This is a genomic window from Variovorax sp. YR566, assembly GCF_051992195.1.
Classification (GTDB): Bacteria; Pseudomonadota; Gammaproteobacteria; order Burkholderiales; family Burkholderiaceae_C; genus Variovorax.
The window spans coordinates 6,615,991-6,630,296 of sequence record NZ_CP197092.1 but is presented as its reverse complement, the minus strand read 5'-3'; the positions used below and the strand labels follow the sequence as shown (position 1 = coordinate 6,630,296).

Sequence of the window (14,306 nt, the reverse complement as noted above, 5' to 3'; positions counted from 1 at the left end):
GCTTATTCTTGTTACTTGCGCTGCAGCAGCTTGGTCACTTCGTCCACGTTGGCCTGGATGCGCTGGCGCACCACGTCGAAGGCGTCAGCCTGCGACTTGGCGGCGAGGTTGGCCAGCTCCTTGATGTCGTCGATGGCGCGCTGGAAAGACTGGCGGCCGAGTTCGTCGAGCTTGGCCAGGTTTTCCTTCGGGTCCTTGCCCGGCATTGCCTTGGCGGCGGTCTGCCATTCGGCAATCGCGCTCTTGATCATCTCGGTCTGCCGCTGCACGACGGTCTGCAGGCCCTGGTAGGACTTCTCGTTGGCCTGCATCAGCGCCGCCAGGTCCTTGCGGCCGCTCTCCAGCAGCTTGCCGGCACCGCCGGTCAGGTTGAGGTTCTGCAGCTTGTCGGCCATGCCCTTCAGCGGATTGAGCATGTCCGCGGCGGTCGGCATCGCCGTCTTCGCGCTGGCGGTGCTGCTGCTGGCGGTGGTCTTCTTGGCGGCGGCTTTCTTGGCAGTGGCCATGGTGCGGAATCTCCTGTGACGGTGAACGGTTGGATGGCAGGGACCAGCCTGGCGGCAAAAGTCCCTCGCCACGATACGCCGCACAGATGCACCGGAGGTTGCCGCAGCGACAAAAATGCCTGCGGGATTTCCCTTGGGTGCCGGGCTTCTTCTTACATCGGCGGCGCGAAGCCGTTGCGGCCGGCCGTGACGCGCAATGCCGTGGGCGTGCCGTTCTTCTCCTGCGCATTGACCAGCACGTGGGCGCCGGGCACCAGCAGCGCGTCGGTGCCGGGGCGGAAGGTGACCACGGGCACATCGGGCGGCACGATGACGGTCTTCTCGCCACCCTTGTAGGTCAGCCGCAGCTGCTGGCCGCCGCGCACCGACTTCGGCGCCGCGGCCAGGTCGGCGACCGTGGCGTTGGTCATGGTGCTCTGGGGCAGCAGGTCCCATGGGCGGTGGCCTTCGCCCGTTCCGCGCGCAGCCTCGGGGAACACCACCACTTCGAGCGCCTTCTGCGTACCGTCGGCCTGCGGCATGGCGGCGGTGCCGATGAAGCTGCCGCGCTTGATGTCGGACAGCTTGATGCGGTAGACCTCGGACACGGCCATCTCGGCCGGGCGTGCGAGCGAGACGACCTCGCCGCCGCGGTCCTGCACGACGAGGGTGTTGGCATCGACGCGCACGATGGTGCCGCGGATGCGTACGGTGTCGGAGCTTTGCGCCGATGCGGTGACCGGCAGCACGGCGGCGGTCAGGCAAAGGGCGGTGGCGGTGGTGGCGAGCAGGGCTTTGGACGCGTTGGACAGGGAAATCGGCATGGTGGCTTTCGGGGGCGATGGGAGTCCGGCCAATGTACGTCGCGGCGGCGAATCGTGCAGACCGCCGACTTAGGCCTGAATGAGCAAGAAAAAAGGCCGCACACCGCGCGATGCGGTGTGCGGCCTTTTTTACGAAGAGCCTGGAGCGTCAGTCGATCAGGCCGATTTCAAGCGCGCCGGCCGTGGCCGGGTTGCGCGAGCCGACCATCGCGAAGAGCTTGCTGCTCTGGCTTGCGAAGTGGAACGCGGTGCCGCCGAACGTTGCCGCGCGCATGTTGAGCGGGCCGATCGTGCCCATCGAACCCAGCGTCGCACTGAGCGTGGCCGTGGTGCCGTCGGGTAGCACCTGCGCGCGGGCGTAGTTGACGGCGTCGATGGACGTGCCGCCCCAGCTGCCGTTGGTGGCGCCACCGCGTGCGGCGATGGTGGGCCATGTCGCGCGCTCCGGCAGGCCGATGCGGAACTGCGAGATCGTGGGCGTCGAGGAGCTGACGCCGGCCCCGAGGTAGACGTTCTCGCCGCCGATACGTGCGATCCCGAAGTTGCCGTTGTCGGAGGGATTGGTCACGCTCACGATGTGCCAGGTGTCGACGGTCGGACCGGCCGACACGGTGTAGGTCCGCAGGGAGGCTGCAGGGCAGTTGTCGATGCGGTAGATCCCGTTGTCATTGCACAGGTAGAGCGTGGCGCCTCCGTTGGCGATCTGGATCTGCGTGATCGACGAATCGCCGGTGGTGGCCGTCAGGTTGATGCCCAGACGGTTGTAGACGCCGTCGAGAGCTGCCTGCGTCTTCACCAGCGCACGCGATGCTACGAACGGCCGCACGCCGTAGCTCACCGGCGTGACCTGCGCGACAGCGAACGGGAAAGATCCGACCACCGTGTCCGTCGCAAGGCGGAAGCGCGCCGTGTTCGCCGGGCTCGTGATGCGGCTGCTGTCGAAGATGAAGCTGCCGGCTTCTGCCGCGTCTTCGGCGAAGCTGCCGGAGGCGATGGCGCCGGTCTCGTCGGTCATCTCGTAGCGCTTGCTGTCGAGGTTAAGCGCCAGCGTCTGCCGCGTGCCGTTGGTGGCGTAGACCTTGTAGCGGCCATTGCGTGCGTCGGGCGCGGTGCCGGTGTCGATCAGGTTGATCTGGATGTAGCCCTGCGTGTTGGGGTTGCGCGAACCGACGACCACCGAGAGCAGGCCGTTCTGCATCGCGAAGTAGCTGTTCGCGCCGCCGCTGTTGACGGTGCGGATGCCTTCGGGCGGCAGCGGAAAGGTGCCGCCTATCGGCATCGTCAGGGTGCCGTAGGTGCCGTCCGTGCTGGTGGCTGTGCGCACCGAGTTGGCGGTGTCGATCAGGTTGCTGCCCCAACTGCCCGTGGTCGATGCGCCGATGCCGCGGGTGGTGGGCCAGTTCGAAGAGTCGGGCAGACCGATCCTCAAGAGCTGGGTGGCCGGCGCAGTCGGGCTGGTGCCCGCCGCCAGATAGACGTTCTGGCCGCCGATGCGCGCCATCCGGAACCTCACTGTGTCAGCGGCATCGGCAATGTTGGTCGCAACCCACGCGCTGTCGATGTCTGCGGCGATTGTGTAGGTTCGCTTCGACGTGGCGGGACACAAGGCGATTCGGTAGACCACGTTGTCGAGACAGATCTCGAGCGTCGTGCCGGTGCCGGAGACGCGCATGGACAGGATTTGCGAGTCCGAAGCGCCGGCGCCGTTGCGTGTTATGCCGAGGCGGTTGTAGTCGCTGTCGAGCAGTGCGGCGTCACTCACGAAATCGCGCGCGGCGATGAAGGGCTGCGCGGCGTACGCAGCGGGGCTCGAGTACGCGGTCTGGAACGGGAAGGCACCGACGATGGCGTCTGTCGTCACCCTGAAGCGCGAGGTGTTGGCCGCAGTCGTGATCCGACTGCTGGCAAAGACGTAGGTCCCCGGCTCGGTGAAGTCTTCGCTGAAAGTGCCGGACTCGGCCAGGCCGAGGTTGTCCGTCATCGTGTAGCTGCCGGCGTCGAAATCGACCGCCAGTTGCTGTTGCGTGCCATTGGCCGCGTAGACGCGATAGCTGCCGTTGCGCGCGTCCGCGCCCAGGGTCTTGCCGGCCGCGACCTCCGGCTTGCCGCTGCCGCCCGACGACAGCGAAAGGCCACCGGAGCCGCCGCCTCCTCCCCCGCAAGCCGCCAGCAAGGCGACCATGCACCAACTCGCAAGATTCCTCGTCATCCTCATTTTTGTGCCCTTTTGTTTTCAGATAGGCTCGACAACAGGCCGGTTGGCTGCTGAACCAAACCTGAGGAAATCGTAACCAGAGGTCAATGTCACTCCGAGGGTGACAAATGTCAGCCAAGCCTCGAGCATTGGCGCAGGCTCTTGCCCCGTCTACAATCCGCCGTTCCGAGGAGCGTTGCAGCGCCGTCAGGCGTGAGGCTCGGACCACACATCGCAACCACGCTCACCCGCTGTTCTTGCGGTGAGTCCGTTCCCCGTACGCAGCGGCATCTTTCAAACCAGTTTTGTTGGAGTTCCCATGAGCGCTGTTCTCAAGCCCACCCCCGTTTCGACCGCCGACCAGGCGATCGCCGACCTGTCCCTCGCCGCCTGGGGCCGCAAGGAAATCAAGATCGCGGAAACCGAGATGCCCGGCCTGATGGCCATCCGCGAAGAGTTCTCGAAGGCGCAGCCGCTGAAGGGCGCGCGCATCACGGGCTCGCTGCACATGACCATTCAAACGGCCGTGCTGATCGAGACGCTGCAGGCGCTAGGCGCGACCGTGCGCTGGGCCTCGTGCAACATCTTCTCGACGCAGGACCACGCCGCCGCCGCCATCGCCGCGGCAGGTACGCCGGTGTTCGCCATCAAGGGTGAGTCGCTGAAGGATTACTGGGACTACACCCACGCCATCTTCGACTTCGGCCCCAAGGACTCGAAGGGCGAAGGCCCGAACATGATCCTGGACGACGGCGGCGACGCCACGCTGCTGATGCACCTGGGCCAGCGCGCCGAGAAGGACCTGGGCGTGCTCGCCAACCCGGGCAGCGAGGAAGAGCGCATTCTCTTCGCCGCCATCAAGGCCAAGCTGGCCGTCGATTCGACCTGGTACACCCGCAAGTCGGCCGAGATCATCGGCGTGACCGAGGAAACCACCACCGGCGTGCACCGCCTGAACGAGATGAGCGCCAAGGGCACGCTGCTGTTCCGCGCCATCAACGTGAACGACTCGGTCACCAAGAGCAAGTTCGACAACCTGTACGGCTGCCGCGAGTCGCTGGTGGACGGCATCAAGCGCGCGACCGACGTGATGATCGCCGGCAAGGTGGCCTGCGTGGCCGGCTACGGCGACGTGGGCAAGGGCTCGGCTCAGGCGCTGCGCGCACTGTCGGCGCAAGTGTGGGTCACCGAGATCGACCCGATCAACGCCCTGCAGGCCGCGATGGAAGGCTACAAGGTCGTGACGATGGAATATGCCGCCGACAAGGCCGACATCTTCGTGACGACCACCGGCAACAAGGACGTCATCACGCACGACACGATGGCCAAGATGAAGGACCAGGCCATCGTCTGCAACATCGGCCACTTCGACAACGAGATCGACGTTGCGTCGATCGAGAAGTACGAGTGGGAAGAAATCAAGCCGCAGGTCGACCACATCAAGTTCCCGGACGGCAAGAAGATCATCCTGCTGGCCAAGGGCCGCCTCGTGAACCTGGGCTGCGGCACGGGCCACCCGAGCTTCGTGATGTCGTCGTCGTTCGCGAACCAGACCATCGCCCAGATCGAGCTGTTCACCAAGCCCGACGCCTACCAGGCCGGCAAGGTCTACGTGCTGCCCAAGCACCTCGACGAGAAGGTCGCGCGCCTGCACCTGAAGAAGGTCGGTGCCATGCTCACCGAGCTGACCGACGCGCAGGCCGCCTACATCGGCGTGAGCAAGAACGGCCCGTACAAGCCGGACACGTACCGCTACTGATCGACAACGGATGCGCGCTGATCAACTGTTGGTGGAGCGCGGCCTGGCCGCGTCGCGTTCGCAAGCGGTGCGGCTCATTGCCGGCGGCCTGCGCTGGCGCGACGCGGGCACGAGCGACGCGTGGCGCTCGGTCGTCAAGAACAAGGACGACGTGCCCGAGTCGGCCGAGCTCGAGCTGGCCGATGCGGCCGAGGCGCGCTATGTGTCGCGCGGCGGACTCAAGCTCGAAGGCGCGCTGGCCGAGAGCGGCATCGACCCTTCCGGCAAGCTGTGCCTCGACGTGGGCCAGTCGACCGGCGGTTTTACCGATTGCCTGCTGCAGCGCGGTGCCGCGAAGGTGGTTGGCGTCGATGTCGGCCATGGGCAGCTGCATGCGCGGCTGCGCGAGGACGAACGCGTGGTCGCCATCGAAGGCGTCAATGCGCGTGCGTTGTCGCCCGATGACCTGGAAGAAGAAGGCGAGTCGCGTTTCGACCTGATCGTTGGCGACCTGTCGTTCATCTCGCTCACGCTGGTGCTGCCGGCGGTGGTCGAATTTCTGGCGGACGACGGGCGTCTGTTGATGCTGGTCAAGCCGCAGTTCGAACTGCAGCCCGGCCAGGTCGGCAAGGGCGGCATCGTGCGCGACGAGTCGATGTATGCGGTGGTCGAGAAGCGCCTGCACGATGCCTGCGAGGCGCTGGGCCTGCGGGTGCTGCAGTGGTTCGACAGCCCGATCGCCGGAGGCGACGGCAACCGCGAGTTTTTCATCCACGCCGTTCGTGCCGTCCAGGACGCGAACGACGGTTCCTAAGGAGACGCAGGTGCGCCTTCCGCTGAGTTTCGAATTCTTCCCGACCAAGACGCCCGAAGGCGCGGTCAAGCTGCGCGCCGTGCGCCAGCAGCTGTATGTGCGCAAGCCGCAGTTCTGCTCGGTCACGTACGGCGCGGGCGGCTCCACGCACCAGGGCACTTTCGGTGCGGTGCAGGAGATCCTGTCCGAAGGCGTGGACGCCGCGAGCCACTTCTCGTGCATTGGCGCCACGCGCGCCACGGTGCGCGAGCAGCTCGCCGAGCTGAAGGCCATGGGCGTCAAGCGCCTCGTGGCCCTGCGCGGCGACCTGCCGAGCGGCTATGGCATCGGCGGCGAATTCCTGTATGCGAGCGACCTCGTCGCCTTCATCCGCGAAGAGACCGGCCGCGACTTTCACATCGAGGTGGCCTGCTACCCCGAGATCCATCCGCAGGCCCGTTCGCCCGAGGCTGATCTGCAGGCCTTTGCCGCCAAAGTGAAGGCGGGCGCCGATTCGGCAATCACGCAGTACTTCTTCAGCCCCGAGGCCTACTTCCGCTTCGTCGACGACGCGCGCAAGCTGGGGCTCGACACGCCGATCGTGCCGGGCATCATGCCGATCACGAGCTCGACGCAGCTCATGCGTTTCTCGGACGCCTGCGGCGCCGAGATTCCGCGCTGGATCCGCCTGCGTCTGCAAAGCTTCGGCGACGACACGGCATCGATCAAGGCCTTCGGCCTCGACGTGGTGACCGACCTGTGCGCGCGCCTGCGCGACGGTGGCGCCCCGGCGCTGCACTTCTACACGATGAACCAGTCGGCGGCCACGCTGGCTGTACTGGAGCGCCTCGATTGAGAGGGCGCGCGGGGCTTCGTGCAGTCCTGGTCGCTGCGACCTGCGTTCTCGCCGGTTGCGCCATGCCGCCGGCCACGGACGCCGAAGGCGGAACGGGGAAGCTGCTGCCCTTGCCCCGCGCCATCGCGGTGCCGCCGGGCGCGGCGCCGCGTTCGAGCGTGCCGTCGGTGCGCTATGACCTGGCGGTGTCCGGAATGGGCGAACAGACGCCGGACGACGGCGTGCCCGGCGACGACGGGCCGCGCGAAATCTTCGAGCGCGGCGGTGCCTCGTGGTACGGCATCCAGTTCCACCAGCGCAAGACCGCCAGCGGCGAGCGCTTCGACATGACCGCCCTGACGGCGGCCCACAAGACCCTGCCTTTCAACACGCGCGTGTGCGTGCGCAGCCTCGTCAACGGCAGCGAGGTGCTGGTGCGCATCAACGACCGCGGGCCCTATGCAGCGGGCCGGGTGATCGACCTGAGCCGCGCGGCGGCCGACCGCATCGGCCTGACGGGCCTGGGCATCAAGCAGGTGGCGCTGTCGATCGTCGACCGTGAAGGGATGCGCTGCGGTGGTTTGCCGGTGGAGGCAGGCGATGCGTCGGCGCCAGTGGCGGCTGCGGCCGTGCAGCAGCGAGCCAAGTCGCCGGTGCCCGCGCGGCGCAAGGTGATCGTGCCGCCTCGTCGCCGTAAATAAGAAACGAAAAGGCGGGGGCTCAGCCGCCCGAATCGAGCGAGAAGGCGGCGTGCCGGTCTTGCGCCAGGCGCTCCACCAACTGCGGCAACGCGTCCGCCAGCAGCGGCTTCAGCGTGTACGGCGGATTGATCAGGAACATGCCGCTGGCCGGCAGCCCCGGCCGGTGGGTTTCGCCCGACGCGTCCGTCGTGATCTTGCTGGACTTGACCGTCAGCGTGGCGTGCAGCCACGACTTGCCGGCCTTGGTCGCCATCGTCTTGAGCCGGCGCGGCAGGTCGTGCGCCTCGGGGCGCGGAATGATCGGATACCAGATCGCGTAGGTGCCGGTGGCAAAGCGCTTGAGCGCCTCGGCCGCGAAATCGAGCACCCGGCCGTAGTCGGTTTTCATCTCGTAGCTGGGGTCCATCAGCACCAGCGCGCGGCGCGACGGCGGCGGCAGGAACTTGGTGGCGCTGCCGAAGCCGTCTTCGCGCAACACCGCGATCTGGCGGCCGGCCTCGAGCTGGGCGATGTTGGCGTCCAGCGTGCGGGCGTCGGTCGGGTGCAGTTCGAACAGCTTGAGCTTGTCGTGGTCGCGCAGCAGGTGTTGCACGATGAACGGCGAGCCGGGGTAGACGCGCGCGCCGCCCTTGGGGTTGAAGTCGTGGATCACGCTGAGGTAGCGGGCGATAGCGTCGGCCAGCGGGGCCTCGGCTTCGGGCGCTACCTTTTTGCTAGCGGACTTGGCCGCGGGGGCGGGTGTGGTGGGCTCTTTCTTGTCCGAAAGAAGGCGCAGGATGCCGTCGGCCGCTTCGCCGCTGGTGCCGGCATAGTCGCCGTCGAGCCGATACAGGCCGGCGCCGGCGTGGGTGTCGACGACCGTCAGGGCTGCCTCTTTTTCAAGCAGATGGTCGAGCGTGGCAATCAGCACCGTGTGCTTGAGCACGTCGGCGTGGTTGCCGGCATGGAAGGCGTGGCGGTAACTGAACATAGGGGGAGGATGGTAACGGTGTTGGGCCGCACATATGCGAATTTGCCAGCACAGGGCCATTCTTTATATAATCGCGGGCTTCGCAGCGTTTTTGTGGCCCCGCGGCGAAGACTACCTTCCCACCTAAGAGATTCCCGTCAGAGGAACGCCGACCGTGGAAAAGGGCCCGACAAACCCTCTTTTCAAGAGAAAAACTCATGACCAAAACGTTCAGCGCCAAGCCCGCTGACGTGACGCACGAGTGGTTTGTGATTGACGCGACCGACAAGGTCCTCGGACGAGTAGCCAGCGAAGTTGCTCTCCGTTTGCGCGGCAAACACAAGGCCATTTACACGCCTCACGTCGATACCGGTGACTTCATCGTCATCATCAACGCCGCGCAACTGCGCGTCACCGGCGCCAAGTCGATCGACAAGGTGTACTACCGTCACTCGGGCTACCCGGGCGGTATCACGGCGACGAACTTCCGCGACATGCAATCCAAGCACCCGGGCCGCGCCCTGGAAAAGGCTGTCAAGGGCATGCTGCCCAAGGGCCCGCTCGGTTACGCGATGATCAAGAAACTCAAGGTGTACGGTGGTGCTGAACACCCGCATACCGCCCAACAGCCCAAAGTGCTGGAACTGTAAGGAGCCTTGAGAATGATTGGTGAATGGAACAATGGCACCGGCCGTCGCAAATCGAGCGTCGCCCGCGTGTTTCTGAAAAAAGGCACCGGCAAGATCACGGTCAACGGCAAGGACATCCAAGAGTTCTTCGGCCGCGAAACCTCGATCATGATTGCCAAGCAGCCCCTCGCGCTGACCAACAACCTCGAAGCTTTCGACGTGATGGTGAACGTGAACGGCGGCGGCGAATCGGGTCAAGCCGGCGCCACGCGCCACGGCATCACCCGTGCGCTGATCGACTACGACGCGTCGCTCAAGCCCGTCCTGAGCCAAGCCGGCTTCGTGACGCGCGATGCACGTGAAGTCGAGCGTAAGAAGGTCGGTCTGCACTCCGCCCGTCGTCGCAAGCAGTTCAGCAAGCGCTGATCCACTGTTCGCTGCGAACAAAAAGCCGCCTTCGGGCGGCTTTTTCATTGGAAGCCCTCTTGGCGCCAGGGCCTCCAACCCCACTTGCATTGGGGTGCACGCCACACCCAGCCTGCCGAGAATGCGGCATTGCAGTAGCATTCGTTCCATTGGCCGCATGTCCGGCCCCCTAGGAGTTATCACCCCATGAGCGCCGTTGCCGAAAACATCCAGACCCAGATGCCCGAGCCGATCGTCTTCACAGACAGCGCGGCCGCCAAGGTGGCCGACCTGATCGCCGAGGAAGGCAATCCCGACCTGAAGCTGCGCGTGTTCGTGCAGGGTGGCGGCTGCTCCGGTTTCCAGTACGGTTTCACTTTCGATGAAATCACCAATGAAGACGACACCACCATGACCAAGAACGGTGTGTCGCTGCTGATCGACGCCATGAGCTACCAGTACCTGGTCGGCGCCGAGATCGACTACAAGGAAGACCTGCAAGGCGCCCAGTTCGTGATCAAGAACCCGAACGCCACCAGCACCTGCGGCTGCGGATCGAGCTTCTCGGCCTGATGCCTGAATGCTGCTGACCCAGCTTCCCCAATAAGCCGCCTCCGGGCGGCTTTTTCGTTCCTGTTTCTCTTTCGCTGCCTATGACCACCGAGGCTGAAGCTGCCGTCAATCCCGTCCGCAAGAGCCTGCTGTGGCTCGTCGCCGTCGGCTTCTTCATGCAGACGCTCGACGCCACCATCATCAACACCGCACTGCCGGCGATGGCCGCGAGCCTCGGCGAGAGCCCGCTGCGCATGCAGTCGGTGGTGGTGGCGTACGCGCTCACCATGGCGATGCTGATCCCCGCTTCGGGCTGGATTGCCGACCGCTTCGGCACGCGGCGCATCTTTTTCTCGGCCATCGTGCTGTTCGCCGCCGGATCGGTGCTGTGCGCGCTCTCGCACGGACTGGGCCAGTTGGTGGCCGCCCGGGTGGTTCAGGGCCTGGGCGGCGCGTTGCTGCTGCCTGTGGGGCGCCTGGCGCTGCTGCGCACGGTGCCGCGTGGGGAATTCCTGCAGGCGATGAGCTTTGTCGCCATTCCGGGCCTCATAGGGCCCTTGCTGGGCCCCACGCTGGGCGGCTGGCTGGTGCAGTACGCCTCGTGGCACTGGATCTTCCTGATCAACGTGCCCGTGGGGCTGCTGGGCTGCATCGCCACGCTCAAGTACATGCCCGACCTGCGCGGCGTGGTGCAGAAGCGTTTCGACAGCGTGGGCTACGCGATGCTGGCCTTCGGCATGGTGGCGATTTCGCTCTCGCTCGACGGCGTGGGCTTGCGCCAGGGCGGCGTGATGGTCGTGCTGATCTTCGGCTTCGCGAGCATCGTCGCCTACTGGCTGCGCGCTTCGCGTACGCCCGAGCCTCTGTTTGCGCCCTCGCTGTTTCATGTGCCGACGCTCAGCATCGGCCTGATCGGCAACCTGTTCTCGCGGCTGGGCAGCAGCTGCATGCCTTTCCTGGTGCCGCTGCTGCTTCAGGTGTCGATGGGCTATTCACCGGTGCGCGCCGGGCTGATGATGCTGCCGATCGCGTTGGCCGGCATGGCCATGAAGCGCTTCGCCACGCCGCTGATCACGCGCCACGGCTACCGCAAGGTGCTGGTGGTCAACACCATCCTCGTGGGCTGCACCATGGCCAGCTTCGGGCTGACGGCGCCGGGCCAGCCGATGGCGCTGCACGTGCTGCAGCTGCTGGCTTTCGGCGCGGTCAATTCGCTGCAGTTCACCGCGATGAACACGATCACGCTGAAGGACCTGGACGGCAGCATGGCCAGCAGCGGCAACAGCCTGCTGTCGATGGTGCAGATGCTGGCAATGAGCCTGGGCGTGGCCGCCGCGGGTGCCGTGCTGGCGGGCTACAACGGCATCTTCGGCACCGAAACACCTGCGCACACGCTGGATGCCTTTCAGGCCACCTTTGCAAGTATGGGGCTGATCACGGTGGCTTCAGCGATGATCTTCTGGCATCTTCCCTCGGAAGTGCGAGCGCCGCACCCCGCCCAGCCGGAGGTTTCCGGCCAGGGCTGAGGGCGAATCAGGCGGGGTAGATCGCGCCGAGCACCCGTGCCCCGCGCGCGCCAGTCACGCTGGCCAGATTGCCTGCCTCGCGCCGGACGGTGGCCCGGGCAAGCCATGCAAACGCCGCCGCCTCGACCTGCTGGGGCGGCAGGCCGTGATCGGTCGAGGCCGCCACATGGATGCCAGGCAGCAGGGCGCGCAGGCGGTCTAGCAGATGGTCGTTCAGCGCGCCACCGCCGCAGACGATCAGCAGCTTGCTATCTTTTCCATAGCTCTTCACGTCTGCCGCACAAACCTGTGCGGTCAATTCGGCCAGCGTCGCCTGCACATCGGCAGGCGCCATCGTCGTGGTGCCGAGTTGCGCGGCGAGCCAGGTCGGGTTGAACAGGTCGCGTCCGGTGCTTTTCGGTGGCGTCTTGGCGAAGTACGGGTCGGCCAGCAGCTGCGAGAGCGGGGCGGGCAGCACCTGCCCGCTGGCAGCCCATTGGCCGCCACGGTCGAAGGGCTGGCCCTGGTTGGTCTGGCACCAGTGGTCCATCAGCGCATTGCCGGGGCCGCAGTCGAAGCCGAGCACGCTGGCGCCGCCCACCGTATTCGTCGCCGGTAGCAGGCTCAGGTTGGAAATGCCGCCGATGTTCAGCACGGCGACCGTTTCGTCGGCCCGAGCGAACAGCGCGCGGTGAAAGGCCGGCACCAGCGGCGCACCCTGGCCGCCGGCCGCGAGGTCGCGGCTGCGGAAGTCGCCGACCACGTCGATGCCGGTCAGTTCGGCCAGCAGCGAGGGGTTGTTGACTTGCAGGGTGTAGCCGACCTCGTCGAACTCGAGCGGCCGGTGGCGCACCGTCTGGCCGTGAGCGCCGACGGCGGTGACGGCCTTGGCGTCGGTGCCGCTGTCCGCCAGCAACTGGGCGACGACACCGGCATACGCACGTGCCAGCCCGTTGCCGGCAAGTGCCGCGCGATGCAGTTCGTTGTCGCCGGGAGTGTTGAGCGCGAGCAGTTCGGCGCGCAAGGTCACAGGGAACTGCGCCGTGGCGTAGGCCTGCACCGCGATGCGACCACCGGAAAAGTCGGCGAGCACGCCATCGACGCCATCGAGCGAGGTGCCCGACATCAGGCCGATGAAAAGTTCGGCGGCCATCTTTGGATCAGGGCTGGAGAGGCCGGCCGCGCGACGGAATCAGTCGGCGCTGGCCTGGATGACCGAGAAAGCAGCCGCCAGCTCGGTGCGCGCACCCACGGCGACACGCTCGAAGGCCGGGCGCATGGCGGCGGTGATCGGCGCGCCGCCTTCCTGTGCGATGGAAGCCGGGTCTTGATAGACGCCGCCCACGCGGAATTCGAAGTGCAGGTGCGGGCCGGTGGCCCAGCCGGTGGAGCCCACCGCGCCGACCGTCTGGCCCTGGCTCACCGCCTGGCCGGCCTTGACGTCGATGCGGCTCAGGTGCGCGTACGCCGTCTGCTGGTTGTTGCGGTGATTGATGATGACGATATTGCCGTAGCCGTTCTGCGTGCCCGCGAAATCGACCGTGCCGTCGCCGACCGAACGCACCGAGGTGCCGGTGGGTGCCGCGTAGTCGATGCCGTTGTGCTGGCGCCAGCTGTTCAGGATCGGGTGCATGCGCATCGCGAAGCCGCTGGACACGCGCGAGAACTCGACCGGTGTTGCCAGGTAGGCCTTGCGCAGGCTGTCGCCGTTCGGGCGGTAGTAGCTGCCCTTCTGGCCCGCGCCCGGAGGCTGGAACCAGACGGCCTGGTGGATCTTGCCGTTGTTCTCGAACTCGGCCGACAGCACGCGGCCGCTGCGCAGCGCCTGTCCGTCGGCTTCGAAGGTTTCGTACACCACGGCGAAGCGGTCGCCCTTGCGCAGGGCGCGCACGTCGACGTCGCCCGCGAAGATGTCGGCCAGCTGGCTTGCCACCGCGTCGGGAATGCGCGAGTCGTCGGTGGCGGCGAACAGCGAGGTGCGGATGGTGCCGCTTGCCAGGCGCGTGCCCGGCGTGAGCATGTCGCGCTCGGTCACGCCGGCAAAGCCGGTGGGCGTGCGTTCGATGACGAAGCGCTTGAAGCCGCCGTCGCCATCGGGAATCCAGCGGGCGCTGAGCTTCTTGAGCTGGTTTTCCTGCGTGGCCTCGGCCGTCACGGTGCGGCCGGCGCGCGAGAACAGCGCGTTGCGGGCTTCCACGCTGCTGCGCACGAAGGCGGTGGCGGCCGGGTCGGAAATGCCCAGGCGCTTCATCAGGGCCTCGGCCGTGTCGCTCGAACGGGTGACGTCGGTGCGGAACAGGGTGAAGCTGAAGTTTTCGAGCGATTCGCTCTGGTCGGCGAACGACATTGGCGCCGTCGCTTCGAGAATCTGGTGGACCGGGAGGTCGGATGCGTCAGGACCGAGCGATGCCACCGCGAGGGTGCCGGCGCTCAGCAGCGCGGCAGCAATGACCGCGGTGATCTGCTTGGGGTACGTCCGGAATGTATAGGCCACGCGAGAAGCAAGTAGCTCCTCGGCGGCAAGAATGCCGTTGATCAAACTGTGAATTCCAGCTCAGGTTCTGCAAATCCGTGCTGCAAGGCCCAGTACGTTCAGGGCGGCAGCAGACGGTGCGGAAAAAGCGCCGCTTAGAATTCGGCGCTTGAAAAGTCGGGCTGAGTATAGCTTCGGCACCCCCAAAGTCAGCTAAAAAAGC

Annotated in this window: 14 protein-coding genes and 1 riboswitch; of the genes, 8 read left to right on the top strand and 6 right to left on the bottom strand. The window is 66.2% G+C overall.

The features are described from left to right. Positions 1-11: 11 nt before the first annotated feature. The 3 genes from phaP to ACTG4X_RS31060 all read right to left on the bottom strand — a co-directional run bounded on the left by phaP (position 12) and on the right by ACTG4X_RS31060 (position 3,491). Positions 12-506: a TIGR01841 family phasin gene (phaP, locus tag ACTG4X_RS31070; RefSeq protein ID WP_093056706.1), complete on the bottom strand. Its 495-nt coding sequence runs from the start codon at positions 504-506 to the stop codon at positions 12-14. 152 nt (positions 507-658) lie between these two features. Then, positions 659-1,309 carry a hypothetical protein gene (locus ACTG4X_RS31065; RefSeq protein ID WP_440532781.1) on the bottom strand — a complete coding sequence of 217 codons (651 nt, stop codon included), beginning with the start codon at positions 1,307-1,309 and terminating at the stop codon, positions 659-661. Between the two features lie 148 nt (positions 1,310-1,457). Next, entirely contained in the window at positions 1,458-3,491 is a 2,034-nt protein-coding gene (locus ACTG4X_RS31060; protein WP_440532780.1) for a hypothetical protein, read from the bottom strand. Between the two features lie 194 nt (positions 3,492-3,685). Then, a riboswitch (S-adenosyl-L-homocysteine riboswitch) is annotated at positions 3,686-3,756 on the top strand. A gap of 66 nt (positions 3,757-3,822) precedes the next feature. Between ACTG4X_RS31060 and ahcY the strand changes: the two genes are divergently transcribed. The 4 genes from ahcY to ACTG4X_RS31040 all read left to right on the top strand — a co-directional run bounded on the left by ahcY (position 3,823) and on the right by ACTG4X_RS31040 (position 7,570). Then, positions 3,823-5,262 carry an adenosylhomocysteinase gene (gene ahcY / locus ACTG4X_RS31055; RefSeq protein ID WP_093078405.1) on the top strand — a complete coding sequence of 480 codons (1,440 nt, stop codon included), beginning with the start codon at positions 3,823-3,825 and terminating at the stop codon, positions 5,260-5,262. A 10-nt stretch (positions 5,263-5,272) separates the two neighbouring features. Next, a complete protein-coding gene (locus tag ACTG4X_RS31050) occupies positions 5,273-6,055 on the top strand; it encodes a TlyA family RNA methyltransferase (protein ID WP_093177323.1) in 783 nt (260 codons plus the stop codon). Between the two features lie 10 nt (positions 6,056-6,065). Next, positions 6,066-6,890, top strand: a complete 825-nt coding sequence (gene metF / locus ACTG4X_RS31045; RefSeq protein ID WP_093056701.1) for a methylenetetrahydrofolate reductase [NAD(P)H] — start codon at positions 6,066-6,068, stop codon at positions 6,888-6,890. A gap of 62 nt (positions 6,891-6,952) precedes the next feature. Next, positions 6,953-7,570, top strand: coding sequence for a septal ring lytic transglycosylase RlpA family protein (locus ACTG4X_RS31040; protein ID WP_093078408.1), 618 nt, complete (start codon positions 6,953-6,955; stop codon positions 7,568-7,570). A 19-nt stretch (positions 7,571-7,589) separates the two neighbouring features. Here ACTG4X_RS31040 and ACTG4X_RS31035 read toward each other — a convergent pair whose 3' ends face one another. After that, the gene (locus ACTG4X_RS31035) at positions 7,590-8,540 is read right to left on the bottom strand and encodes a 23S rRNA (adenine(2030)-N(6))-methyltransferase RlmJ (RefSeq protein WP_435459073.1); all 951 of its coding nucleotides are present in this window, start codon (positions 8,538-8,540) and stop codon (positions 7,590-7,592) included. A gap of 197 nt (positions 8,541-8,737) precedes the next feature. Between ACTG4X_RS31035 and rplM the strand changes: the two genes are divergently transcribed. The 4 genes from rplM to mdtD all read left to right on the top strand — a co-directional run bounded on the left by rplM (position 8,738) and on the right by mdtD (position 11,631). Continuing rightward, a complete protein-coding gene (gene rplM / locus ACTG4X_RS31030; protein WP_028259766.1) occupies positions 8,738-9,169 on the top strand; it encodes a 50S ribosomal protein L13 in 432 nt (143 codons plus the stop codon). 12 nt (positions 9,170-9,181) lie between these two features. Then, positions 9,182-9,574, top strand: a complete 393-nt coding sequence (gene rpsI / locus ACTG4X_RS31025) for a 30S ribosomal protein S9 (protein ID WP_093056698.1) — start codon at positions 9,182-9,184, stop codon at positions 9,572-9,574. Between the two features lie 186 nt (positions 9,575-9,760). Then, entirely contained in the window at positions 9,761-10,126 is a 366-nt protein-coding gene (gene erpA / locus ACTG4X_RS31020; RefSeq protein WP_007827949.1) for an iron-sulfur cluster insertion protein ErpA, read from the top strand. An 80-nt stretch (positions 10,127-10,206) separates the two neighbouring features. Further along, positions 10,207-11,631 (top strand): multidrug transporter subunit MdtD, encoded by a 1,425-nt coding sequence (mdtD, locus tag ACTG4X_RS31015; protein WP_440532779.1) that lies wholly within the window; start codon positions 10,207-10,209, stop codon positions 11,629-11,631. Between the two features lie 7 nt (positions 11,632-11,638). Here the strand turns inward: mdtD and ACTG4X_RS31010 are convergent, their stop codons facing one another. Both ACTG4X_RS31010 and ACTG4X_RS31005 read right to left on the bottom strand, forming a co-directional pair. Beyond that, the gene (locus tag ACTG4X_RS31010) at positions 11,639-12,763 is read right to left on the bottom strand and encodes an anhydro-N-acetylmuramic acid kinase (RefSeq protein ID WP_440532778.1); all 1,125 of its coding nucleotides are present in this window, start codon (positions 12,761-12,763) and stop codon (positions 11,639-11,641) included. Between the two features lie 39 nt (positions 12,764-12,802). Further along, positions 12,803-14,149 carry a M23 family metallopeptidase gene (locus ACTG4X_RS31005; RefSeq protein WP_307615911.1) on the bottom strand — a complete coding sequence of 449 codons (1,347 nt, stop codon included), beginning with the start codon at positions 14,147-14,149 and terminating at the stop codon, positions 12,803-12,805. Positions 14,150-14,306: the final 157 nt, after the last annotated feature.

Coding starts and splice junctions, on each gene's coding strand:
- ACTG4X_RS31010 (WP_440532778.1), bottom strand. CDS start 12,763: ATGGCCGCCGAACTTTTCATCGGCCTGATGTCGGGCACCTCGCTCGAT.
- ACTG4X_RS31050 (WP_093177323.1), top strand. CDS start 5,273: ATGCGCGCTGATCAACTGTTGGTGGAGCGCGGCCTGGCCGCGTCGCGT.
- mdtD (WP_440532779.1), top strand. CDS start 10,207: ATGACCACCGAGGCTGAAGCTGCCGTCAATCCCGTCCGCAAGAGCCTG.
- rpsI (WP_093056698.1), top strand. CDS start 9,182: ATGATTGGTGAATGGAACAATGGCACCGGCCGTCGCAAATCGAGCGTC.
- ahcY (WP_093078405.1), top strand. CDS start 3,823: ATGAGCGCTGTTCTCAAGCCCACCCCCGTTTCGACCGCCGACCAGGCG.
- ACTG4X_RS31065 (WP_440532781.1), bottom strand. CDS start 1,309: ATGCCGATTTCCCTGTCCAACGCGTCCAAAGCCCTGCTCGCCACCACC.
- rplM (WP_028259766.1), top strand. CDS start 8,738: ATGACCAAAACGTTCAGCGCCAAGCCCGCTGACGTGACGCACGAGTGG.
- ACTG4X_RS31035 (WP_435459073.1), bottom strand. CDS start 8,540: ATGTTCAGTTACCGCCACGCCTTCCATGCCGGCAACCACGCCGACGTG.
- ACTG4X_RS31060 (WP_440532780.1), bottom strand. CDS start 3,491: ATGGTCGCCTTGCTGGCGGCTTGCGGGGGAGGAGGCGGCGGCTCCGGT.
- phaP (WP_093056706.1), bottom strand. CDS start 506: ATGGCCACTGCCAAGAAAGCCGCCGCCAAGAAGACCACCGCCAGCAGC.
- ACTG4X_RS31040 (WP_093078408.1), top strand. CDS start 6,953: ATGCCGCCGGCCACGGACGCCGAAGGCGGAACGGGGAAGCTGCTGCCC.
- erpA (WP_007827949.1), top strand. CDS start 9,761: ATGAGCGCCGTTGCCGAAAACATCCAGACCCAGATGCCCGAGCCGATC.